The 23,304-nt window shown below is 59.3% G+C and carries 21 protein-coding genes and 1 pseudogene; 10 read left to right on the top strand and 12 right to left on the bottom strand.

Translation table 11 applies throughout. The annotated features are described in order from the left end of the window. Positions 1–91 precede the first annotated feature (91 nt). On the top strand, positions 92–1,366 hold the full coding sequence (locus AMM41_RS17770; RefSeq protein ID WP_146186325.1) for an MFS transporter: 1,275 nt from the start codon (positions 92–94) through the stop codon (positions 1,364–1,366). A gap of 181 nt (positions 1,367–1,547) precedes the next feature. Here the strand turns inward: AMM41_RS17770 and AMM41_RS17765 are convergent, their stop codons facing one another. Further along, complete coding sequence (locus AMM41_RS17765; RefSeq protein WP_089962458.1) at positions 1,548–2,786, bottom strand: MFS transporter; 1,239 nt, start codon at positions 2,784–2,786, stop codon at positions 1,548–1,550. Between the two features lie 634 nt (positions 2,787–3,420). On the opposite strand from AMM41_RS17765, the gene AMM41_RS17760 reads away from it, so the two are divergent. Continuing rightward, complete coding sequence (locus AMM41_RS17760; RefSeq protein ID WP_089962453.1) at positions 3,421–3,999, top strand: HD domain-containing protein; 579 nt, start codon at positions 3,421–3,423, stop codon at positions 3,997–3,999. A 383-nt stretch (positions 4,000–4,382) separates the two neighbouring features. Here AMM41_RS17760 and htpG read toward each other — a convergent pair whose 3' ends face one another. From htpG to AMM41_RS17720, 8 genes are all read right to left on the bottom strand, one after another. Next, positions 4,383–6,350 (bottom strand): molecular chaperone HtpG, encoded by a 1,968-nt coding sequence (gene htpG, locus AMM41_RS17755; protein ID WP_089962450.1) that lies wholly within the window; start codon positions 6,348–6,350, stop codon positions 4,383–4,385. A gap of 97 nt (positions 6,351–6,447) precedes the next feature. Continuing rightward, positions 6,448–6,855: a type II toxin-antitoxin system VapC family toxin gene (locus AMM41_RS17750; RefSeq protein ID WP_089962446.1), complete on the bottom strand. Its 408-nt coding sequence runs from the start codon at positions 6,853–6,855 to the stop codon at positions 6,448–6,450. Then, positions 6,855–7,067 (bottom strand): AbrB/MazE/SpoVT family DNA-binding domain-containing protein, encoded by a 213-nt coding sequence (locus tag AMM41_RS17745; protein WP_089962442.1) that lies wholly within the window; start codon positions 7,065–7,067, stop codon positions 6,855–6,857. Before AMM41_RS17745 ends, AMM41_RS17750 begins: the two co-directional genes overlap by 1 nt. A 51-nt stretch (positions 7,068–7,118) precedes the next feature. Further along, entirely contained in the window at positions 7,119–8,144 is a 1,026-nt protein-coding gene (locus tag AMM41_RS17740; RefSeq protein WP_089962438.1) for an ABC transporter substrate-binding protein, read from the bottom strand. 97 nt (positions 8,145–8,241) lie between these two features. Continuing rightward, on the bottom strand, positions 8,242–9,150 hold the full coding sequence (locus AMM41_RS17735; RefSeq protein WP_089962435.1) for a pseudouridine synthase: 909 nt from the start codon (positions 9,148–9,150) through the stop codon (positions 8,242–8,244). A gap of 70 nt (positions 9,151–9,220) precedes the next feature. Further along, positions 9,221–9,808: a c-type cytochrome gene (locus tag AMM41_RS17730; RefSeq protein ID WP_228769341.1), complete on the bottom strand. Its 588-nt coding sequence runs from the start codon at positions 9,806–9,808 to the stop codon at positions 9,221–9,223. Positions 9,809–9,848: 40 nt separating this feature from the next. Continuing rightward, positions 9,849–11,054, bottom strand: a complete 1,206-nt coding sequence (locus AMM41_RS17725; protein WP_089962427.1) for a PQQ-dependent sugar dehydrogenase — start codon at positions 11,052–11,054, stop codon at positions 9,849–9,851. 133 nt (positions 11,055–11,187) lie between these two features. Continuing rightward, entirely contained in the window at positions 11,188–11,895 is a 708-nt protein-coding gene (locus AMM41_RS17720; protein ID WP_089962423.1) for a Crp/Fnr family transcriptional regulator, read from the bottom strand. A gap of 154 nt (positions 11,896–12,049) precedes the next feature. On the opposite strand from AMM41_RS17720, the pseudogene AMM41_RS17715 reads away from it, so the two are divergent. The 8 genes and pseudogenes from AMM41_RS17715 (at position 12,050) to AMM41_RS17680 (ending at position 21,698) form a co-directional block, all read left to right on the top strand. Next, positions 12,050–13,997 (top strand): annotated as a pseudogene (locus AMM41_RS17715) (long-chain fatty acid--CoA ligase). Beyond that, a complete protein-coding gene (locus AMM41_RS17710; protein WP_089962420.1) occupies positions 13,994–14,776 on the top strand; it encodes an ABC transporter ATP-binding protein in 783 nt (260 codons plus the stop codon). The pseudogene AMM41_RS17715 and the gene AMM41_RS17710 overlap by 4 nt, the downstream one beginning before the upstream one ends. 12 nt (positions 14,777–14,788) lie before the next feature. Then, positions 14,789–15,718, top strand: a complete 930-nt coding sequence (locus tag AMM41_RS17705; protein WP_089962417.1) for a branched-chain amino acid ABC transporter permease — start codon at positions 14,789–14,791, stop codon at positions 15,716–15,718. A gap of 11 nt (positions 15,719–15,729) precedes the next feature. Then, the gene (locus tag AMM41_RS17700; protein WP_089962412.1) at positions 15,730–16,806 is read left to right on the top strand and encodes a branched-chain amino acid ABC transporter permease; all 1,077 of its coding nucleotides are present in this window, start codon (positions 15,730–15,732) and stop codon (positions 16,804–16,806) included. Between the two features lie 64 nt (positions 16,807–16,870). After that, positions 16,871–18,208, top strand: coding sequence for an ABC transporter substrate-binding protein (locus AMM41_RS17695; protein ID WP_089962408.1), 1,338 nt, complete (start codon positions 16,871–16,873; stop codon positions 18,206–18,208). 134 nt (positions 18,209–18,342) lie between these two features. Next, complete coding sequence (locus AMM41_RS17690; RefSeq protein WP_089962405.1) at positions 18,343–19,152, top strand: ABC transporter ATP-binding protein; 810 nt, start codon at positions 18,343–18,345, stop codon at positions 19,150–19,152. A 118-nt stretch (positions 19,153–19,270) separates the two neighbouring features. Further along, entirely contained in the window at positions 19,271–20,524 is a 1,254-nt protein-coding gene (locus AMM41_RS17685; protein ID WP_089962402.1) for a phenylacetate--CoA ligase family protein, read from the top strand. A gap of 187 nt (positions 20,525–20,711) precedes the next feature. Then, complete coding sequence (locus tag AMM41_RS17680; protein WP_089962398.1) at positions 20,712–21,698, top strand: tripartite tricarboxylate transporter substrate-binding protein; 987 nt, start codon at positions 20,712–20,714, stop codon at positions 21,696–21,698. 58 nt (positions 21,699–21,756) lie between these two features. Here AMM41_RS17680 and AMM41_RS17675 read toward each other — a convergent pair whose 3' ends face one another. From AMM41_RS17675 to AMM41_RS17665, 3 genes are all read right to left on the bottom strand, one after another. Then, complete coding sequence (locus AMM41_RS17675; protein ID WP_089962395.1) at positions 21,757–22,716, bottom strand: glucokinase; 960 nt, start codon at positions 22,714–22,716, stop codon at positions 21,757–21,759. Positions 22,717–22,721: 5 nt separating this feature from the next. Next, on the bottom strand, positions 22,722–23,150 hold the full coding sequence (locus tag AMM41_RS17670) for an ExbD/TolR family protein (RefSeq protein ID WP_089962391.1): 429 nt from the start codon (positions 23,148–23,150) through the stop codon (positions 22,722–22,724). A 25-nt stretch (positions 23,151–23,175) separates the two neighbouring features. Then, on the bottom strand, positions 23,176–23,304 hold a 129-nt coding region (locus tag AMM41_RS17665), incomplete at its 5' end, for an ExbD/TolR family protein (protein ID WP_194944857.1).

Genomic DNA, 23,304 nt, shown 5'->3' with positions numbered 1-23,304 from the left:
TTGACCCACCCTGTCCCGCCCGCGCGGGGCAGGGTTTCAAGCGCGAACGGGGCCATGCGCCCCACGGGGCTTGCAGCCACGCAGAGCCACCATGCCTTCGCCTTCTTCCCCCTTCTCTGACACGTCCCGCTCCGGCACACCTTGGCTGGGCTTTGCCATCGTCGGTTGTGGTGCCGCCATCGCCCCGCTCGACTTTGCGGTCAACATGGCCTTTCCGGCCATGACCGAGGCCTTTGCCTTGGCTACAGCCGACATCCGCTGGGTGGCGGTTTGTTATGTCATCACGTACGGCAGCCTGATGTTGTTTTGTGGTGTCTTGGGGGATCGGTGGGGGCACTTGCGCGTGTTTCGCTGGGGTTTGTGGGTGTCGGCGCTGGCTTTGGGGGTGTGTTCTGTTGCCCCGGCCTACGGCTGGTTGTTGGCCGGGCGGGTTTTGCAGGGCATTGGCGTGGCGCTGACTTTGTCTTGCGCACCTGCGTTGGCCATGCGTTTGCTGGGGGATGGACAGCGTACGCGTGCACTGTCCATCTACGGTGCCATGTTTGCCGCAGCGGGTTTGCTGGCCCCGTTTTTGGGAGGCTTGAGCATGCGGTATGTCGGTTGGTCCGGAGTTTACGGATTCAGGGTCCCGATTGTGTTGTTGGCCGTGCTGTGTACACCTGGGTTGGCCCGTCATTTGCGTGCGCAAACATTGAGTGCACCAGGCCAGGGTAACCCCTCGGTCAGCGTCATGGGCCTGTGGCAGCTGATGCGGCGCAATGCAGATTTTGCAGGTGTCAATCTGGCCAGTGTGGGGGTCCAGTTTTGCAGTTTCACCGTCGCCCTGAGTTTGCCCTATGCCTTGCCTGCAGCAGGTTGGAGTGACGTGCACAGTGGTGCCATGCTGTCACTTTGGGCTTTGGGCGTGTTGGCCGGTTCGGGTTTGACGCCTGTATTGCTGCGCCGCATGGATCTTCGGGGTGTGGGCCATGTGGCGCTGTTGGCGATGGCTTTGGGGCTGACTTGGGCGGGTGCCCTGTCGATGACGCAAGCTTGGCCATTCATGGCTTTGGCCTTGTCGCTCCAGGGTCTGGGTTTGGGGGTGTTCCAGGTGGCCTATGCCGAGCAAGTGGTGGCCACCTTGCCGGACTCTGCGCGGGGGCTGTCGGGCAGTTTGACCCTGGTGACCCGCACCGTGGGCATTGTGGGTGCCGCCATGATTTGGCTATGGCTGATGGATGTGTTGCAAACCCGGGCTTTGGCGCACGGTGCTTCCAGTGCGCAGGCCATTTGGGCGGGCACCTTGGGTCTCATGTCGTGGGCGGCAGTCTTGGTTTGGGTGATGGTCTTTTGGCGTGTGGTGCAAGTACTTTTTGCCAGTCGCTGATTGCGCACCTTGTGTGGCCTTGCCAAAAGGGTCACCGGGGTGTGGATGTGTGGGAGTGCTGTACAGCACGGGTGCACCTCCAATGGTCAGCCGATCAGGCGCATGTGTTTGACCGTGTCAGCGGTCGTCGGCTGGCCTGGGGTGCTTGACGGTGGCATGACTCCCCATCGGGACTTGGGGGTCAACGGGTGGTGAGGCGTTCGGTGTTTCGAACCCGCCAAAACAACCAGCTCGCAATGCACAGGTTGAGCAAGTTCCACGCGATGCCATTCAAAAACGCCGCGTGGTAACTGCCTGTCAGGTCAAACACCCAGCCCGACATCCAGCCCCCCAAGGCCATGCCCACCAAAGTGGCCATGATGACAGCGCCCACCCGGGCACCGGCTTCTTTGGGGTCAAAGTGTTCGCGGATGATGATCGCGTAGGCCGGCACGATGCCGCCCTGAAACAGCCCGAACATGGCCGAGACGATGTACAAGGGCACCATGCCATCAAACGGCAAAAACATCAGCAGCGCCACACCCTGCAACATGGAGCCCAGCAGCAATGTGCGGATGCCGCCGATGCGGTCACTGATCACGCCAAACACCAAGCGGCTGACGATGCCGCTGGCCAACATGAGCGAAAGCATTTCGGCCCCGCGTGCCGCGCCAAACCCTAAGTCGGTGCAATAGGCCACGATGTGCACCTGCGGCATGGACATGGCCACGCAACACGCCACCCCCGCCACACACAACAAGCCTTGCGCCAAAGAGGGCTTGAGGCCAAACGGACGGCTGCGGTCCAGCACCGGCGCGTTCGCGTTGGCCGATGTGAGGGTCACCAGTGGCGGGCGCTGGCGCATGCGTGTGGCCAGCAAAAACATGCCCACGCCGCAAAAAATGCCCAGCATGATGTAGGTCTGACGCCAGCCGATGGTCTCCACCCCGCGCTGCACCAGCGGCGGCCAGATCGTGCCCGCGATGTAATTGCCACTGGCGCAAATGGCCACCGCAATGCCCCGGCGGCGGTTCCACCACAAAGCGGTGTCGGCCATCAGGGGCGCAAAGGTGGACGAGCTGCCCACAAAGCCCATCAGCGCATGCGCCAAGCCAAAAGCCCAAATGCTGCCCGACATGCCCGCCCACACAAAACCGCCACACACCGCCAGCGCACCCACCCACAGCACGGGCATCAAGCCGTGCCGGTCGGCCATGCGGCCCGTGAGCAAACCGCCTAGGCCCAAACTGATCATCATCAGCGTGTAAGGCAGCGAAGCATCGGCCCGGCCCACCCCAAACTCGGCCTGCACCTCCGGCAGCACCACCGACACGATGTACATGCTGCTGTTGCCCAGCACCACCAGCCCCAGCGTGACCAGCAAACGCCAGGCGGCTTGACGGGAATCAATGAGGGCAGGGTCGGCGGGAAGGGTGTTCATTCTGACAATTTAGCCGATGGACGATGGGGCGGTTGTCTTTTGGGTTACTGGGCACCGATGCGGGGTTCCCACAAAATGCAAGGCAATGTCCCTGTAGGAGCGACGCCCCCGTCGCGAAAATTCTCGCAGACCACCAAGAATCGCCCCGAGGGCGGGGCTCCCACAAAAAGCAGGGCATCTCCCTGTAGGAGCGACGCCCCCGTTGCGAAAATCCTCGCAGACCACCAAGAATCGCCCCGAGGGCGGGGCTCCCACACAAAGCAGGGCAATGTCCCCGTAGGAGCGACGCCCCCGTCGCGAAAAGCCCCGCAGACCACCAACAATCGCCCCGAGGGCGGGGCTCCCACACAAAGCAGGGCATCTCCCTGTAGGAGCGACGCCCTCGTCGCGAAAAGCCCCGCAGACCACCAACAATCGCCCCGAGGGCGAGGCTCCCATAAAAAGACCCTCGCCCCGAGGGCGGGGCTCCCACACTGATCGCAGAGCTCATCGCCATGCCAAGAAACGCCTTTCACTTCAAACTGAACAGGGCCGGATCAACAAGGGTGCCCGCTCCTTGCTGGGCAGTCATCTATTGGACAGTTCGCAGGCATCCGAGCCTGTACGCTGGTGGCTTCAAAATTCAGGAGTGCCCATGAACGACCGTGCCCAATTTATTCGCATGCAAGACAGCACACAGCAAGACTGGGCCCTGATTGCCGGGGAGTTCATGCAATTCACCAAGTCGCTGCCCGACCGCGTGATCGCGCACTTGAAGCTGCTCGACGGCGACTACGGCGGCTTTCCGGTGGACCGCTACACCCACTGCCTCCAAACCGCCACCCGGGCCTTGCGCGACGGGCGTGATGATGAATACGTGGTGTGCGCTTTGCTGCACGACATTGGGGACACGCTGGGCACCTACAACCACCCCGACATTGCCGCCGCCATCCTCAAGCCCTTTGTCTCTGAGGCCAATTTGTGGATGGTGCAAAACCACGGCATTTTTCAGGGCTACAACTTCTTCCACCACATCGGCATGGACCGAAACATGCGCGACATGTTCAAAGACCACCCCCACTACGCCCGCACCGAAGAGTTCATTGCGCTTTACGACGATCCCGCATTTGACGCCAGCTACGACACACTGCCCATCGAAAGCTTTGAGCCCCTGCTGCGCAAGGTGATGGCCCAGCCGGTGAACTCGGTTTACAAGGAGGCTTTGAAGGCCTGAGCTTATTGATTCGGCCCGATGGTATTTGCATCAACCCTTTTATGTGGGAGCGGCGCCCTCGCCGCGATAGAGCCTCGCAGACCACCACACATCGCTCAGTCCGCAGGGCCCCCTCACCGATCGCAGAGTTTATCGCTGTACCCAAGATAAGCCTTTCACATCAAACTTCACAAGGCCGAATCAACAGAGCAGCTCCAAAGGACGACCCGCATTCCGGGGCTTAAGAGTGCTTGTCGCCGTGCTCGGGCACATTTTTTACAAATCTAAGTTTGAAACTTCGATTTGTAAGAACCCAAGCCCGTCAAGGGTTTGCAGGGCATCAGACGCAAAAAAGCCCCGCCAGACTCTAGTCCGGCAGGGCTTTTTGTTCGGTCAGATGCTGATCAGCTCAGCAAAGCATTCACCCGCTTCACATAAGCCGCAGGGTCTGCGGGCAAGCCGCCTTCGGCCAGCAGGGCCTGGTCAAACAGGATGTGGGCCAGGTCGTAGAAGTGGACCGAGCCGTCGAGCTTTTTGACCAGCGCGTGCTCGGGGTTGACCTCGAGCACGGGCTTGACTTCAGGGGCGCTTTGCCCAGCTTGCTTGAGCATGCGGGCGAGCTGCATGCTCATGCCGTCGTCGGTCACCACCAGGCAGGCGGGGCTGTCCACCAAGCGGCTGGTCACGCGCACGTCTTCGGCTTTGTCTTTGAGCGCTTCTTTGAGCTTGGCCAATACGGGTTTGAAGGTTTCGGCCGCGTCTTCGGCGGCTTTCTTCTCTTCTTCGTCTTGCAACTTGCCCAGGTCAAACGCGCCTTTGGCCACGCTTTGCAACGGGGTGCCGTCAAACTCGTGCACAAAGTTCAGCGCCCACTCGTCCACGCGGTCGGTCATCAGCAGCACTTCGATGCCTTTTTTCTTGAAGACTTCGAGCTGCGGGCTGTTCTTGGCTGCTGCCAGGGTGTCTGCGGTGATGTAGTAGATGGCGTCCTGGCCTTCTTTCATGCGGGCTTTGTAGTCGGCAAAGCTGACACTCACGGTGTCGTGGGTCGATGAGGCAAAACGCAGCAGCTTGGACAGGCGGTCTTTGTTGCCAAAGTCTTCGCCCAAGCCTTCTTTGAGCACCGCGCCGAACTCGGCGTAGAACTTGGAATACTGGCCGATCTTGGCTTTGTCTTCGTCGCTCAGAACGTCGGTGACTTCTTCGGTAGCTTCTGGGGCTTTGTCGTGTTTGGCCAAATCTTCCAGCATCGACAGCACGCGCTTGGTGCAGCCTTCGCGGATGGCTTTCACGTCGCGGCTTTCTTGCAGCAGCTCGCGGCTCACGTTCAGCGGCAGGTCGGCCGAGTCCACCACGCCCTTCACAAAGCGCAGGTAGCTGGGCATCAGCGCTTCGGCTTCGTCCATGATGAACACGCGCTTGACGTACAACTTGATGCCCGCCTTCTTGTCGCGGTTCCACAGGTCTTGTGGCGCTTTGGACGGGATGTAGAGCAGCTGGGTGTATTCGGTGCTGCCTTCCACGCGGTTGTGGGTCCAGGTCAGCGGGGCTTCAAAGTCGCGGCTGATCTGTTTGTAAAAATCAGCATACTGCTCGTCGGTGATGTCTTTCTTGGAGCGGGTCCACAAAGCGCTGGCTTTGTTGATGGTTTCCCACTCGCCGGTCTTGACCATGCCGCCGGGTTGACGGCCACCTTCTTCGTTGTTCGGCTCGATCAGCTCGCCGTCTTTCCACTCTTCCTTTTCCATCAAGATGGGCAGGCTGATGTGGTCGGAGTATTTGCCGACGATTTCTTTCAGCTTCCATGTATTGGCGTATTCCAATGCTTCTTCGCGCAGGTGCAGGATCACGCTGGTGCCGCGCTCGTTGCGGGTAATGGTTTCGACCTCGAAGTCGCCCGTGCCACCGCTGATCCAGCGCACGCCTTCGGCTGCTGCCGCGCCTGCACGGCGGGTTTCAACGGTGATCTTGTCGGCCACGATGAAGCCTGAGTAAAAGCCCACGCCGAACTGGCCGATCAGCTGCGCGTCTGACTTCTGGTCGCCGCTCAGCTTGCTCACGAAGTCTTTGGTGCCGCTCTTGGCAATCGTGCCCAAGTGGTCGATGGCTTCTTGCGCCGTCATGCCGATGCCGTTGTCGGTGATGGTCAGCGTCTTGGCGGCTTTGTCGAAGGACAAGCGCACTTGCAAGTCGGGCGCGTCTTCGTACAGGCCGTTGTTGTTCAGCGCTTCAAAGCGCAGCTTGTCGCAGGCGTCCGAGGCGTTGGAGATCAGCTCGCGTAAAAAGATCTCTTGGTTGGAATACAGCGAGTGGGTGACCAAGTGCAGCAGTTGCGCGACTTCGGCCTGAAAGGCATGGGTTTGTTTGCTCATATCAATTCAAAGGGGTAAAAAACAAAAGATCAAAAAACCAAAACGCCCATTAGCTTGGGGCGTCAGGCATGGTTTCAAGAGGGGTAAACGTTGACGCTCAATGGATGGTTTTTTTGGACCAGTACACCACATGGGGCAGATGCTCGAAATGGGCGTCGCAGGTCAGCAATGTCGCGCCTTTGTTCAGGGCAGTGGCGTAAACAATGGCATCGGCTGTGGCCAGTTTGTGGTCTTTGTTCAATTGGGCGGCCAGCAGGGCAATCGTTGTGTCCAGCGGTGTGACGACACATTCCTGCGTGTAGGCAATCACCTGATCGGCTTCGTCCTCGCCCATTTCGCGCAGCATCCATTTGGACAGTTCCAATTGAACCAGCGTGGGAACGATGCATTGATCTTGTGTGGGAAAGTGAGGTGCCAATTTTTTGCCAAGTGGTGTGAGCATCAGAAACTCGATCCACGCAGAGGTGTCCACCACACACCAACGGAGCGAAGGCGCTGAAGGCATTACACCCGATCCTTGCGGTCGCGGTGCTCTTTGGATTTGGCGTTCTTGGCCAAACCTGCCAAGTCTTTGAGTTCAGGCATGGGCATGAGCAGCATGCCCTTGCCTTTGGGAATGAACACAAATTTTTGGCCCGCCACCCAAGATTGTTCTTCGCGAACCCCTTTAGGAATCGAGATCTGGAATTTGCTGGACAGGGTTGTGGTGGTGGACATGAGATGCCTCATCGATCGAGAAATGGTAAGAAATTTGAATTCTAGCCCCATTCATTGCGACAACGCCCCAACTTCCTTATTCCACCGCTCCAACAGTCGGCGGCGCTCGGCAGATTTGCCGTACTTTTCAAAGTCGTACTTGATCAGGCGCACGTTGTCCATGGAGGGGATGCGCGGATCGGGCTTGAAGGTTTTGTTGGCCGGGCTTTGCAGGCTGTCGGCTTTGGCGCCGATGCTCTGGCCTGCCGGGCTCATGAGCCAGTCGTAATATCGCTTGGCGTTGGCTGCGTTGCGTGCACCTTTGACCAAGGCGATGCCGCCGATTTCGTAGCTGGTGCCTTCGCAGGGGGCCACGGTGGCCACGGGGTATTTGTTGTGTCGCCAGCCGTCAAAGCCAAAGATGAAGCTGATGCCGACGGCCACTTCGCCCTTGGCCACATTGGGCGCTTGGGCGGTGCCGCTGCGGGTGTATTGCGTCACGTTTTTGTGCAGGGCTTTCATGTACTCAAAAGCCGCGTCTTCGCCCATCATCTGCACCAGCCCTGCCAGGATGGTGTAGGCCGTGCCGCTGGAGGCGGGGTGTGAGATTTCCACCTCGCCTTTGTAGATGGGCTTGATCACGTCGGACCAGCATTGGGGCGCAGGCAGTTTCTTTTTCTTGAGCAGTTCGGTGTTCCAGCCAAAGCCAATCGCGCTGGTGTAGAAACCGCCCACCATGTTTTGTGTCATGGCGTATTGGCGCACGCTCCAGCCGTGCAGGTCGTTCAGGTAGTCGGGGCGGTAGGGTGCCAACAGACCGATTTCGGCGGCTTGCAAAAACGGGTCGCCGGTGCCGCCCCACCAGATGTCGGTCTTGGGGTTGGCTGCTTCGGCGCGGATTTGCGCCAAGGCTTCACCAGTGGCTTTGCGGGTTTGGTTGACGGTGATGCCGGTGGCCTTGGTGAACTCTTTGGCGGCCATTTCGCACCAGCTTTGGTCAGTGCTGCAAATCGCGTTGAGGCTGCCGGTTTGGGCTGAGGCCGCGCTCGTGGTCAGTGCGCTGGCGATGACAAAGGCGGCTTTGAATTTCAGGGTCATAGGGCGTCTCCAAAGGTTGTTGGTGAGCTTGTCGGGGCTAAAGCCGCCGACCTACGGGGTATTTTTTAGGTCGGTGGCTTCAGCCCCGACGGCAAGCTTAAAACGATTCGTTCGGCCCCAAATACCGCCAAGTCCCTGCCGGCATTTGCCCCAACTGCACACCGCCCATGCGGATGCGTTTGAGACCCACCACTTTCAGGCCCACTTGCTCGCACATGCGGCGGATCTGGCGCTTTTTGCCTTCGGTCAGCACAAAGCGCAATTGCTCGGGGTTTTGCCAGTCGACTTTGGCGGGCTTGAGGGGTTTGCCGTCCAGGCTCAGGCCGTGGCGCAGGCGTTCAAGGAGTGTCTTGGGGAACACGGCTTGCACATTGGCACTCACGCGGTCAAAGTCGCCAATCACGGTGAGTTGGTTGGCTTTGCCGCCATAGGTGGCCGATGCGGCCGTGGCGGCGGCGGTGTTTTCGTGACCGGTGTAGGCCACGCGCACCAGGTATTCCTTTTCCATCTCGGAGTCTTCACCGATCAATTGACGGGCTATGCGGCCGTCTTGTGTCAGCACCAGCATGCCGGTGGAGTCGATGTCCAGGCGTCCGGCCGGGGCCAGGCCCCGCAGGTGGGGCGGGGTAAAGCGCAGCTTGGACGGGTCGCCGCCCCAGTGGCTGCGCGGGTTGATCAGGGTGATGGCCGGTTCGTGCCCGTCTTCGGCCTGGCCGCTCACATAGCCCATGGGCTTGTGCAGCAAGATGGTCACTTGTCGGTCTTGCTGTTGCTCGGCGGCTTTGTCGATGGTGATGCGGTCGGACAGCGTGACCTGCTGGCCCATGCTGGCGGGCAAGCCATTGACTTTGACCCAGCCTTGCTCGATCCAGGCATCGGCTTCGCGGCGCGAGCACATGCGCAGTTCGGCCATGCGTTTGTTCAGGCGAGAAGTACCGCTGGGGGCAGCAGCGTCGCCTTTGCCTTCGGGGCGGGGGGCGCGTTTAAAAGCCGGGGGCTGGGTCATGGGTGTGCTGAATCAAAAAAAGGGCCAAGTCGGCTGGGTGACCATTGTCCCTTTTTTTGATCAGAACCCTTCAGGGGCTGTGCGCAAAAAAGTGCGCCAGGTCCTTGAGTTGCGCATCGTTGATGCCATACAGCGCTGCAGCCATGACGGTGTCCCGACCCGGGCCGGGCTTGTCACGGTATTCCTTCATCACGTCGCGCAAGAACTGCTCTTGCTGGCTGGCCAGCCGGGGCACTTGGTCGCGGCCTTGGTGTGCGGGCAGGTGGCAGGTGCCGCACAGGGCCGCCTTGGCCAATTCTTTGCCGCGCTGAAAGCTTTGGGCATCGACTGAGCCTTTGGCGATGGCCGGGGCAGGCTGTGCAGAAAAGTAACGGGCCAGTGCCGTCAATTCGGCGTCGGGCACACCATCGAGCGAGCCTTTCATGGCGGGCACATCGCGCAGGCCTTCGCGGATCAGCACCAGCTGGTTTTCAATGAAAACCCGAGGCTGAGCAGCCAATGAGGGAATGGCCGGGATTTGCGACACACCGCCCGGTCCATGACAAGCCATGCATTGGGCGGCGCGTTCGGGGGCTTTGATGCTGGCGTTGACCTGGGCTGTGCCTGAAACAGCTGGCGCAGTGGTTTGCGCCAGCACGGAGCAGCCCGAGGTCAACATCAGGGCGACTGTTGCCAGCGCCCTGATGTTCAACGGACCATTACTTGGCATACGAGATGCGGTAGATGGCACCCAGTTGCTCGTCAGAGACCAGCATCGAACCATCGGGCATTTGCAGCATGTAAGTGGGGCGGCCCCAGAAGCTGTTGTCTGCATCGTCCTTGAAGCCGGTCAGGAAGGGCGTGACCTGGGCGTTTTTGCCTTCGGCATCGGTTTTGACCATGGCCACGTCAAAGCCGAATTTTTGGGTGCGGTTCCAAGAGCCTTTGCGGGCCACGAACAGCGCATTTTTGTACTCGGCAGGGAACATGTTGCCGGTGTAAAAATGCACGCCCATCACGGCAGCATGGGGCCCCATGGTGGTCACGGGCAAGGTCACGCCGTCGCAGGGATTGTCCTTCTTGATGTCGCGGTCAGGCACCCCATTGGCGTGGCAATAAGGAAAGCCGAAGTTCAAGCCTGTTTTGGGCATGCGGTTGAGTTCGTCCTCAGGGCCGTTGTCACCCATCCAGTCACGGCCGTGGTCGCTGAACCACATTTCTTTGGTCACGGGGTGCCAGTCAAAGCCTACCGTATTGCGCACGCCTTTGGCGATCACTTCCATGCCCGAACCGTCGGCGTTGTAGCGGCGAATTTGGGCGTATTCAGCACCGGGCTCGCAGATGTTGCAAGGTGCACCAAAAGGCACATACAGCTTGCCGTCCGGGCCAAAGCTCAGGTACTTCCAATTGTGGTGTTGCAGCGGGGGCAAATTGAAGGCGGCTGTCATGTCCACCGGTTGGGCGTTGGGGTTGGCTTCGATGCCGTCGTAGCGCAGCACCTTGTCAATGCCCATGACGTACAGGTTGCCCTTGTGCATGGTGACAGCAGGTTGGTTCAGCTTGTCGACCAGCACGCGGCTGGTGCGCTCTTTGCCGTTGTCGCTGATCTCATAAACGCGGCCCAGGCCGCGTGTGCCGGCGTAAATCTTGCCGCTTTCGCCACGGCTCATGGCGCGAATGCCAGGTGTGCCTGTGGACCAGATTTCGATCTTGAAGCCTGGTGGCAGTTTGAGTTTGTTCAGGGGGATGTCGGCCGCAGGGGTGACTGTCAGCTTGCCTGCCAAGGGGGCCAGGGTGGAGCTGGCCATGTCGGCGCCCATGCCTTGTTTCCAGGCGGGTGGTGGGGCGGCAGCTGGGGTTTGGGCGATGGCATGACCCAGGCCGAGCGTCAGCACGGCGGCGCAGGTCGCGATTTTCTTGAACATGAGGGGTCTCCAAAAAGTGGGTGAGTTGTCCGCGCTGAAGCGTAGCGGTGGCCCTTGCGGTCAAACACAGGGTTAGTCCCAGTGACGGGGCCGTTTGCGTCACCCACATGACTCAAGTCAAGACAAAGGGGGCTCAAAACTGTGCGGTGCGCAGTCCTTGAAGGTCCAAAATTCGCAAGCCACCGTATTCCACCCGAATGAGTTGCCGAGCCTCCAGCACGCGCAGTGCTTCGTTCACACGTTGGCGCGACAAGCCTACCAGATAGGCCAGCTCTTGTTGGGTGATGCGCAGCACCTCGCCCACACCTGAAAACAGCACGGGGTTGAACAATGCCGCTAAGTGGCGGGCCAGACGCAGCTCGGGGTTGTTCATGCGGTCCAGTTCGCGGGCGGCGATGAACTGGCCCAGCCGCTCGTTGAGCTGGTTCATGATGAAGCGGTTGAAGCCCAAAGAGTGGTCAATCAACCAATGAAAGGTGTCCACGGGAAGGCCTGCCACCACACTGGGTCGCAGGGCCTGGATGTTGTAGCGGTAGATCTCGCGCTTGAGGGCGGTGCCCTCACCAAACCAGCCACCCGGGGGGACACCTGTGAAAGTCATGGTTTGGCCACTCTCGTTGTCGCTGCTCATTTTGAGCAAGCCTGAAATCACACCAAACCAATAGGTGACGGGCTTGCCCACCCTGCAAACCAAATCTCCGGTTTGGGGGTCGCTGACCACCAATTGAGGAACAATTTTGAGCCGCTCCTCTGGGGTGAGCAGGCTCAACCAAGGCACTTCATGGAGTTCGGCTGGCGTGGGTGCACGGCGGCGCTGGTGAAGGGTGTTTTCTTTGGGCATATTCAAAGGGTGTTGTCAGTCAGTGGTCAGATGAGCTAGGGGTCTTCCCTAAATTGTCGTCCAAACGACAACTTGGCGTCAAATGACTGCCTAACATCCGTCCCAGTTCAGTCGCATTGCGTTCAATGCACCGTTATTGGAGACAGGTCAGGTCATGCAAACAACGTTTCCCCGTTTGATGCTCAAGCATGCTGCCGAGCGCCCCACAGCGCCCGCATTGCGCGAGAAAGAATATGGCATTTGGCAAACCACCAGCTGGTCGGATTTGGCCGGCTTGGTCCGGTCCGTGGCCTGCGGTTTGCACCAGGCGGGCTTGCAACGCGGCGAGCACCTGATCGTGGTTGGCTCCAACCGCCCGCGTCTTTACGCCACCATGCTGGCCGCGCAGTCGCTGGGCGCGATTCCTGTGCCGCTGTACCAAGACGCCGCCGCTGCGGAATGCGTGTTCCCCATCACCAACGCCGAAGTGCGCTTTGCCGTGGTGGAAGACCAGGAGCAGGTCGACAAGATGCTGGAAGTGCGCGAGCAGTGCCCCCAGCTGACCCACATTTACTACGACGATCCACGCGGCTTGCGCAAGTACACCGAAGACGGTCTGGGCTCGCTCGAAGAGCTGATCGCTGCAGGCGGGGTATTTGCCCAGCAGCACCCCCAGTTCTTTAGCGAAGAAGTTGAAAAAGCAGCCTACACCGATGTGGCCGCGATGTTTTTCACCTCGGGCACCACGGGCAACCCCAAGGGTGTGGTGCACACGCACAGTTCCCTGATCGACCGGGCTGAAGCAGGCGCCGAGTTTGACAAGCTGACCAGCGCCGAAGACGTGCTGGCCTACATGCCGCCCGCCTGGATCGGCCAAAACATCTTCAGCTATGCCCAATGGCTGGTGTGCGGCTACGTGGTCAACTGCCCTGAGTCGGGTGCCACCGTGACCATCGACCTCAAAGAGATTGGCCCCACGTATTACTTCGCACCCCCCCCGCGTGTTCGAAGGCATGCTGACCAGCGTGATGATCCGCATGGAAGACGCGGGCAGCTTCAAGCGCAAGCTGTTCCACCACTTCATGGGCGTGGCCAAGAAAGTCGGCCCCGCCTTGATGGACGGCCAGTCGGTCGGCCTGATGGACCGATTGGTGTATGGCTTGGGCAACCTCATGGTGTATGGCCCCTTGCGCAACAACATGGGTTTCAGCCGCGTTCGTGTGGCCTACACCGCAGGCGAGGCGATTGGCCCCGACCTGTTCACTTTTTTCCGTTCGATCGGCGTGAACATCAAGCAGCTCTACGGCTCGACCGAAACCGCTGTGTTTGTGTGCTTGCAGCCCGACAACGAAGCGCGTGCCGACACCGTGGGTGTGCCGTGTAAAGGGGTGGAGATCAAGGTGGCTGACAACGGCGAGATCCTGGTCAAGTCGCCCGGTTTGCTCAAGGGTTACTACAAAAACCAGAAGGCCACCGACGAGGTGTTGACGCCTGATGGCTGGTACCACACCAGCGATGCGGGTTTCATCGACTCGCACGGTCACCTGAAGATCATCGACCGCGTGAAAGACGTGGGCCGCATCCAAGGTGGTGCCAACGATGGCGCCATGTTTGCCCCCAAGTATGTTGAGAACAAGCTCAAGTTCTTCCAGCACATCAAAGAGGTGGTGGCTTACGGCGACCAGCGCGAAAAAGTGTGCGTGATGCTCAACATCGACTTTGACGCCGTGGGCAACTGGGCCGAGCGCCGTAACCTGCCCTATGCCGGTTACACCGACTTGGCGCAAAAGCCCGAGGTGTACCAGCTCATCAAAGAGTGTGTGGAAAAGGTCAACGCCGACCTGGCCGAAGATGCCCTGTTGGCGGGCAGCCAAGTTTCGCGCTTCTTGATCTTGCACAAAGAGCTGGACGCCGATGACGGCGAGTTGACCCGCACCAACAAGGTCCGCCGGGGCTTCATCGCCGACAAATACAAACCCTTGGTCGATGGCCTGTACGAAGGCCGGACCGAGCAGTTCATCGAGACCGTGGTGAAGTTCGAAGACGGCCGCACCGGCAGCGTCAGCGCCACGCTCAAGATTTCCGACGCCAAAACATTCACACCCGTGAAGGCAGCAGCATGACCAAAAAAATCGGCGACGTCATCCTGGACGTCAGCAACATCAGTTTGCGTTTCGGCGGCGTGAAGGCGCTGACCGACATCTCGTTCAACGTGCGTGAGCACGAAGTGCGGGCCATCATTGGCCCCAACGGCGCGGGCAAAAGCTCGATGCTCAACTGCATCAACGGGGTGTACACACCGCAAGAGGGCAGCATCACTTTCCGTGGCCAAAAGTTTGACCACATGAACAGCCGCCAAGTGGCCGAGATGGGCATTGCCCGCACCTTCCAAAATTTGGCCTTGTTCAAGGGCATGAGCGTGATCGACAACATCATGACCGGCCGCAACCTGCACATCAAAAGCAACCTCTTCATGCAGGCGCTGCGCATCGGCCCTGCACAGCGCGAGGAGGAGGTGCACCGGGAATTTGTCGAGCACATCATCGACTTCTTGGAGATTCAGGCCTTTCGCAAAACGCCTGTGGGCCAATTGCCTTATGGTTTACAAAAGCGGGTCGACTTGGGTCGCGCCCTGGCCATGGAGCCCAAGGTGCTCTTGCTCGATGAGCCCATGGCTGGCATGAACATGGAAGAAAAGCAGGACATGTGCCGCTTCATTCTGGATGTGAACGACGAGTTCGGCACCACCATCGTGTTGATCGAGCACGACATGGGCGTGGTGATGGACATTTCGGACCGCGTGGTGGTGCTGGACTACGGCAAAAAAATCGGCGACGGAACCCCCGAAGAAGTGCGAAACAACGAAGACGTGATCAGTGCCTATCTGGGCACCAGCCACTAAGGAGAACAAGACATGGCATTTTTTCTGGAAGCTTTGCTGGGTGGTCTCATGGCCGGCATGCTGTATGCGCTGGTGGCGCTGGGTTTTGTGCTGATTTTTAAGGCCTCGGGCGTGTTCAACTTTGCGCAAGGCGCAATGGTCTTGTTCGCGGCTTTGGCCATGGCCCGTTTTTCTGAATGGGTGCCCGGCTGGCTGGGCATTGAAGACAAGTTCTTGGGCAACCTGATCGCTTTTGCGCTGTCGGCCGTCATCATGTTTGCTTTGGCTTGGCTGATCGAGCGATTGGTGCTGCGCCATTTGGTCAACCAAGAAGGTGTGACTTTGTTGATGGCCACTTTGGGCATCACCTACTTCTTGGACGGCCTGGGTCAGACCATTTTTGGCAGCGACATTTACAAGATCGACGTGGGCATGCCCAAAGACCCGGTGTTTTTGTTCGACTCTGTGTTTCCTGGTGGCGTGCTGGTCAACCTGGAAGACGTGTATGCGGCTTGCATCGCGGCTTTGCTGGTGGTGGTCTTGTCGCTGTTCTTCCAAAAGACCAGCACCGGCCGCGCCTTGCGTGCGGTGGCCGATGACCACCAAGCGGCGCAGTCGATTGGCATTCCGCTCAACCGCATCTGGGTGATCGTCTGGTTCGTGGCGGGTCTCACCGCCTTGGTGGCCGGCATCATCTGGGGCTCCAAGATGGGGGTGCAGTTCTCGCTGACCACCGTGGCTTTACGCGCCTTGCCGGTCATCATTTTGGGCGGCCTGACCTCCGTGCCGGGCGCCATCATCGGCGGCCTGATCATTGGGGTGGGTGAGAAGTTGTCCGAGGTGTACCTCGGCCCCTATGTGGGCGGTGGTATTGAAATCTGGTTTGCTTATGTGCTGGCGCTGGTCTTCTTGCTGTTCCGTCCGCAAGGCCTGTTCGGCGAAAAAATCATCGACCGCGTGTAAGGAGAAAAAGCATGTTTTACAGAGAAAACGGTCAGTACAAGACCTCTTACCGCAGTGACCAGCAGATCTTTGCGATTGCGCAAGACCGCTGGGCCATCCTGGCGCTGATCGCCTTCGCCTTCATCGGTGTGCCTTTCATTGCCGATGAATACATGTTCCGCGCCATCTTGATCCCCTTCCTCATCCTGTCGCTGGCGGCTTTGGGGGTGAACATTTTGGTGGGCTACTGCGGCCAAATTTCGCTCGGCTCCGGTGCCTTCATGGCGGTCGGGGCTTACATGGCCTACAACACCTACATCCGCATCGAGGGCATGCCCCTGATCGTGGCTTTGTTGGCCGGGGGCTTTTTTGCCACCTTGGTGGGGATGTTCTTTGGCATTCCCAGCTTGCGCGTCAAAGGCCTGTATTTGGCGGTGGCCACGCTGGCAGCGCAGTTCTTTTGTGACTGGGCCTTCCTGCGCGTGGGTTGGTTCACCAACAACAATGCCTCGGGCTCGGTCTCGGTGTCCAACCTGAATGTGTTGGGTTGGTCCATCGACACCCCTTTGCAAAAGTACCTGTTCTGCTTGGTCTTTTTGGTGGTGTTTGGTTTGTTGGCCAAAAATCTGGTGCGCTCGGCCATTGGCCGCGAATGGATGGCCATTCGTGACATGGACGTGGCCGCTGCCGTGATCGGCATTCGGCCGGTGTACGCCAAGCTCAGCGCTTTTGCCGTGAGTTCGTTCATCGTCGGTGTGGCTGGCGGCCTGTGGGGCTTTGTCCATCTGGGTTCGTGGGAGCCAGCGGCCTTCTCGATTGACCGTTCCTTCCAGTTGCTGTTCATGGTCATCATCGGCGGCATGGGCTCCATCATGGGCAGTTTCTTTGGCGCAGCATTCATCGTGATCTTGCCGATTTTCCTGAACCAGTTCCTGCCTTGGGCAGGTGACATGGTGGGGGTCAGCATCTCGACGGCTGCCGTATCGCACACCGAGTTCATGATCTTTGGTGCGCTGATTGTGTGGTTCCTGATCGTGGAGCCGCATGGCCTGGCCAAGCTGTGGTCGGTGGCCAAGCAAAAGCTGCGTCTGTGGCCCTTCCCGCACTGATGCGCAGAGATTTTTCCGAGTGTTTTTACCCCAAGTGCTTCCCTTTTTTAACAGGAGACAAACCATGAAGCTTCGTCAACTCGCCTTGGCCACCACGTTGGCGGCTGCCGGTCTTGCCAGTGCGCTGGTCAGCACCGTGGCCACGGCCCAAACCAAAGAGCAGTTTTTCCCCGTGTTGGTCTACCGCACCGGCGCTTATGCCCCCAACGGCGTGCCCTTTGCCAACGGCTATGTCGACTACCTCAAGCTGGTCAACGCACGCGGTGGCATCAACGGCGTCAAACTCAGCTTTGAAGAGTGCGAAACCGCCTACGCCACAGACCGCGGCGTGGAATGCTATGAGCGCCTGAAAGGCAAGAACGGCGGCGCAACCGTGTTCCAGCCTTTGTCCACCGGCATCACCTTTGCCCTGACCGAAAAAGCCCCTGGCGACAAGATCCCCTTGATCACCGCAGGTTACGGCCGCAGCGAATCGGCTGACGGCGGCGTGTTCAAGTGGAACTTCCCCTTGGCCGGCACTTACTGGGTGGCCGGTGACGTGATCATCCAGGACATCGCTAAAAAAGCCGGTGGTGCTGACAAGCTCAAGGGCAAGCACATCGCTTTGGTGTACCACGACAGCCCCTTCGGCAAAGAAGCCATCCCGATCTTGCAAGAGCGTGCTGCCATGCACGGCTTCAAGCTGAGCCTGTTGCCTGTGACGCACCCTGGTGTGGAACAAAAATCCACCTGGTTGCAAATCCGTCAAAGCCGTCCTGACTACGTGGTCAACTGGGGTTGGGGCGTCATGAACTCCACCTTGCTCAAAGAAGCGCAAGCCACCGGTTACCCTCGCGAAAAAATCTATGGCGTGTGGTGGGCGGGTGCCGAGCCTGACGTCAAAGACGTGGGCATGGGTGCCAAAGGCTATAACGCCATCACCATGCAGCACGGCACCGAAAAGGGCTCTGCGATCGTGAAGGAAGTGCTGGAGAAGTTGCACGCCAAGAACCAAGGCACTGGCCCCAAGGACGAAGTGGGTGAAGTGCTGTACATGCGCGGTTTGTTCAGCGCCATGTTTGCGGTTGAAGGTGTGCGTCAAGCCCAAGAGAAATACGGCAAGGGCAAAGTCATGACCGGCGAGCAAGCACGCTGGGGTTATGAAAACCTGAACCTGACCCAGCCCAAACTTGATGCCCTGGGCTTCAAGGGTGTGTTGCGTCCCATCTCCACATCGTGCGCTGACCACATGGGTGCCAACTGGGCCCGTATCCACACATGGAACGGCAGCAAGTGGGAGTTCTCCAGCGACTGGTACCAGGCCGATGAGCAGATCATCAAGCCCATGGTGAAGGCCGCTGCCGACAAGTACGCCGCCGAGAAGAAGATCACACGCCGCACCCCTGCGGATTGCCAGTCCTGATCGGTGAACAGCCCGCTGCGCAAGTGGCGGGCTGCATCTGCCCATGGCTTGCGCCAGCGGCAGATGCCACATGAAACCCTTGCGTGCAGCGGTTTCATTTGGCTTGAACCCCAGAATTTGAAAAGGCACAGTCCATGAGCGACAAAAACATTGTTCTGAACGTCAATGGCATCGAAGTCATTTACAACCACGTCATCCTGGTGCTCAAGGGCGTGTCCCTGCAGGTGCCCGAGCAAGGCATTGTGGCCTTGCTGGGCGGCAACGGCGCGGGCAAGACCACCACGCTGCGGGCGATTTCCAACTTGCTGCAAGGCGAGCGCGGGGCTGTGACCAAGGGCTCGATCGAGCTGCGTGGCGAGCGGATCGAAAACCTCTCACCTGCCGACCTGGTGAACCGGGGTGTGGTGCAGGTGATGGAAGGCCGTCACTGCTTTGCCCACCTGACCATCGAAGAAAACCTGATGACCGGCAGCTACACCCGCACCGACAAGGGCGAAATCGCGGCCAACTTGGACAAGGTCTACACCTATTTCCCGCGCCTCAAAACCCGTCGCACCTCGCAAGCGGCCTACACCTCGGGCGGTGAGCAGCAAATGTGCGCCATTGGTCGCGCCTTGATGACCAACCCCAACATGGTGTTGCTCGACGAGCCCTCCATGGGTTTGGCCCCGCAGATCGTTGAAGAGGTCTTCAACATCGTCAAGGACTTGAACGAGAAGGAAAAAGTCACCTTCCTGATCGCCGAGCAGAACACCAACATGGCGCTCAAGTACGCCGACTACGGCTACATCATGGAGTCGGGCCGCATTGTGATGGACGGCGCGGCCGAAGACCTGCGCACCAACGAAGATGTGAAAGAGTTTTACTTGGGCATGGGCGGCGGGGAGCGCAAGAGCTTCAAGGACGTCAAGAGCTACAAGCGCCGCAAGCGCTGGTTGGCTTGAGGGTCCGAAAACCGAAATTTCCCCCTTGTGGGCGCGTGCCCCTGTGCGCGAATGGCTTACCCACAACACTGTTTTTTGCACGCAGGGGCGTGCGCCACCATTGACCCGCACAGCACCCATGATGCATTACGACGCCCTCGAAACCCGCAGCCCACAAGCGCGTGAAGTCGCCTTGATGGCCGCCTTGCCCGCGCAAGTCGCACACGCCAAAGCCCATGCTCCGGCGTTTGCCGATTTGCTGCGTGATGTCGATGCTGCCAGCGTCAACAGCCGGACCGCTTTGGCCGCTTTGCCGGTCATCCGCAAATACGAATTGCTGGAGCGTCAAAAAGCTGCGCGTGTGGCAGGCGGCAATGTGTTTGGTGGTTTCAGCACCCTGGGTTTTGGCCCAGGCATGACCCGCGTGTTTGCCAGCCCCGGCACCATTTATGAGCCCGAAGGCACACGCGCCGATTACTGGCGCATGGCCCGCACCATGTTCGCGGCGGGCTTTCGCCCGGGCGAGCTGATCCACAACTGTTTCAGCTACCACTTCACGCCTGCAGGCTCCATGATGGAAACCGGTGCCCATGCCTTGGGCTGTACCGTGTTCCCTGGCGGCATTGGCCAGACCGAGCAGCAAGTGACGGCCATGGCCGAGTTGCAGCCTGCGGGCTACATCGGCACGCCCAGTTTCCTGAAAATCATCCTCGAAAAAGCCGCCGAGATGGGTGTGGCCCTGCCCAGCTTGCGCAAGGCACTCGTTTCGGGCGAGGCTTTCCCGCCCAGCCTGCGCGACTGGATGACAGCGCATGGTGTGGACGCCTACCAGTGCTACGCCACCGCCGACGTGGGCTTGATCGCTTACGAAACCGCATCGCGTGAAGGCCTGGTGCTGGACGAGGGCGTGATTGTGGAGATCGTGCGCCCCGGCACCGGCGACCCGGTGCCCGAGGGCGAAGTGGGCGAGCTGGTCATCACCACACTCAACCCCGACTACCCCTTGATCCGTTTTGGCACGGGCGACCTGTCGGCCATCTTGCCAGGCACCTGCCCCACCGGACGCACCGGTCAGCGCATCAAGGGCTGGATGGGCCGGGCCGACCAGACCACCAAAATTCGCGGCATGTTTGTGCACCCCGGCCAAGTGGCCGAGATCGTCAAGCGCTTTCCCGAAGTGAGCAAAGCCCGTTTGGTGGTGACCGGCGAGATGGCCAACGACCAGATGGCGCTGCACGTCGAAACGGCCACCTTGGCGGATGAGGCACTCAAGGCCCGAGTGTCAGAAGCCGTTCGCGATGTGACCAAACTGCGTGGTGAGGTGCATTTGGTCGCTGCGGGCAGCTTGGCCAATGACGGCAAGGTGATCGAGGACGCCCGCAGTTACCAATGACCGCTTGAACCTGATGCGCCACTGTGCAAGAGGTGCACAAGGCGCACGCATGCAGACAAAGAGCGGCCTGTTGGCCCAAATCCATGGCCCATCAAGGCCATATCCCGCATGCGGACTCAGTCATGACCGAGAATTTCTGCCACTCTTGGTGGTTTAAACTGCCACGTTCAAAATTAGGAGTGAGTAAATGAAGCAATGGTTTGCCTTGGCCGCTTTGGCCGCCGTATCCATCGGGGCACAAGCCCAAACTTTCCCTGGCAACAAGCCTGTGTCCATCGTGGTGCCCTTCACGGCAGGTGGCCCCACTGACCGTGTTGCACGCGATTTGGCCGAAGCCATGCGCAAGCAAATTCCGGGCAGCAACTTTGTGGTCGAAAACGCCGCTGGCGCTGGCGGCACCATTGGTGCCACCAAAGTGGCCAAAGCCAATCCCGATGGCCACACACTTTTGTTGTTCCACATCGGCATGGCCGCTACGCCTGCCCTGTACCGCAAAATTGCCTACAAACCACTGGAAGACTTCGAGTTTTTGGGCATGGTCAACGACGTGCCCATGACCTTGATCGGCAAGCCCCAGCTGCCCGCCAACACCTACCGCGACTTTGAAAACTACATCCGTGCCAACGCGGGCAAGCTGAACATCGCTCACGCCGGTTTAGGGTCCGCCTCTCACATTTGTGGCCTCTTGTGGCAGTCCAACTTGCAGACCAAAGACGCGATGACCACCATCCCCTTTGGTGGCACCGCGCCCGCCATGACCGCCTTGATCGGCGGCCAAGTCGATGTGATGTGTGACCAGACCACCAACACCACCAGCCAGATCGAGGGTGGTCGTGTCAAGGCTTTTGCGGTCACCACCGCCAAGCCTTTGGCGTCACACCCTGTGCTCAAGCACTACCCCAGCTTGCAAGAGATGGGCCTGAAGAACTTCAACCTGACCATCTGGCACGGTTTGTACGCGCCCAAAGGCACGCCCGCAGCGATCACCAAAACGCTGAACGATGCCCTGAAGAAAGCCCTGAAAGACCCTGAGTTCATCAAAAAGAACGAAGGCTTGGGCGCTTTGGTGGTGACCGACAACCGCACTGATCCGGCTGAGCACAAGAAATTTGTGGCTGCCGAAATGGTGAAAATCAAAGCTGCGGTGGACGCAGCTGGCAAGTACGCTGACTGATCCCTCGCAAAAGTGCCACCCACAAAAAAGCCGCTTGATGCGGCTTTTTTGATGGGCATCAAGCTTGGTCAAGTGCCCGTGCCGCCCCCAGGAGTGCCGGAGACTCGTGCGCTTGAATGACCCAGACGGGGATGTCTTGGAGGTAAGTGGCAAATCGGCCTTTGGCCTCAAAACGCTGGCGAAAAGGGGAGTGTTCAAACCATCCCAGCAGGCGGGGCACAATCCCCCCGCCAATGTAGACGCCACCCCGAGCGCCCAAAGTCAAGGCCAAATCTCCTGCAACCGATCCCAGAAAGCCTGCAAACATGTCAAGGCAAGCCAGACTCAAAGGGTCTTTGTCCTGGAGTGCCCACTGGGTAATTTCACTGGCCTGCACTGCTTGCGCAGGCAGGCCCGTGTTCTGGGCTAAAGCCCAATACAGATCGACCAAGCCTTGGCCAGACAAAACCCGTTCAGCCGACACATGTCCGTATTTTTGGCCAATGCGCTCAATGACCGCAAACTCTTTGGCATTTTGAGCAGCCAGCGTCACATGGCCACCTTCGCCAGAAATGGGCAACACATGTTGGCCCAATGGCATCAAGCCAGAGACCCCCAAACCTGTGCCCGCGCCCAACAAGGCCACAGGTGCATTTTGAATGGGCTCCTTGCCGCCAATCTGGACTTTTTGCTCCGGGGTCAGACAAGGCAATGACAAGGCCAAGGCTGTGAAGTCATTGATGACCTGGAGTCGATTCAAAGACAGTTGTTGTTGCAGTTGTTGAATTGAAAACGACCAATGATGGTTGGTCATCACGACCTGGTCGCCCGTGACGGGGTTGGCGATCCCGATGCCGGCGGCCACCGGCGATGTCAGACCGTTGCCTGTCAGATAAGCCTCAATCGCTTCGGCAATGCCAAGGTATTGCGAGCATGACAGCACTTGAATGTGGGACAGGGGTGCACTGGCTGAAGTCTGCCAGGCAAACCTCGCATTGGTCCCCCCCACATCACCGAGTAAACGCGGAAATAAGTTCATGGCGCTCAATTGACGAACTGCTCAGAGCCCACAATGCCCAGCTTGGTCAGCCCGATGCGCTGCGCACTGGCCATCACCCCCGCCGTCGCCTCGTACTTGGCCTTGGCGTGCGAGCGAATGTGCAGCTCCGGCTGCGGCTGCATCGCCACCGCCTCCTTGAGCTTGGCCTCCAAATCCGCACGGCCCTCCACCGGCTTGCCGTTCCAGTTCACCACACTGGCCGCATCCACATCGATGCGAATCACCACCGGCTCCACCTTCTTGGCCGCGTTGCTGGGCAGCGGCATGTCCAGGTTCACCGAGTGCAACTGCGCCGGAATCGTGATGATCAACATGATCAGCAGCACCAGCATCACGTCGATCAGCGGCGTGGTGTTCATGTCCACGATCACCTCGGGCTCGTCGCTGGCGCTTGTTCCTACATTCATTCCCATTTTGGGCTCCTTGCCTGTGTCTGTTTCAGTTGCTCGGCTCGGTGATGAAGCCGACCTTGGTGATGCCCGCGCGTTGCACCGCGTACATCACCCGCCCCACCGACTCAAAATCACTCTGACCGTCCCCCCGGATCTGCACCTCGGGTTGCGGCTT

The organism is Limnohabitans sp. 2KL-3 (genome assembly GCF_001269405.1).
Taxonomy (GTDB): domain Bacteria; phylum Pseudomonadota; class Gammaproteobacteria; order Burkholderiales; family Burkholderiaceae_C; genus Limnohabitans_A.
The sequence above is the reverse complement of the archived record's forward strand: the minus strand, read 5'-3'. Positions and strand labels throughout refer to the sequence as shown.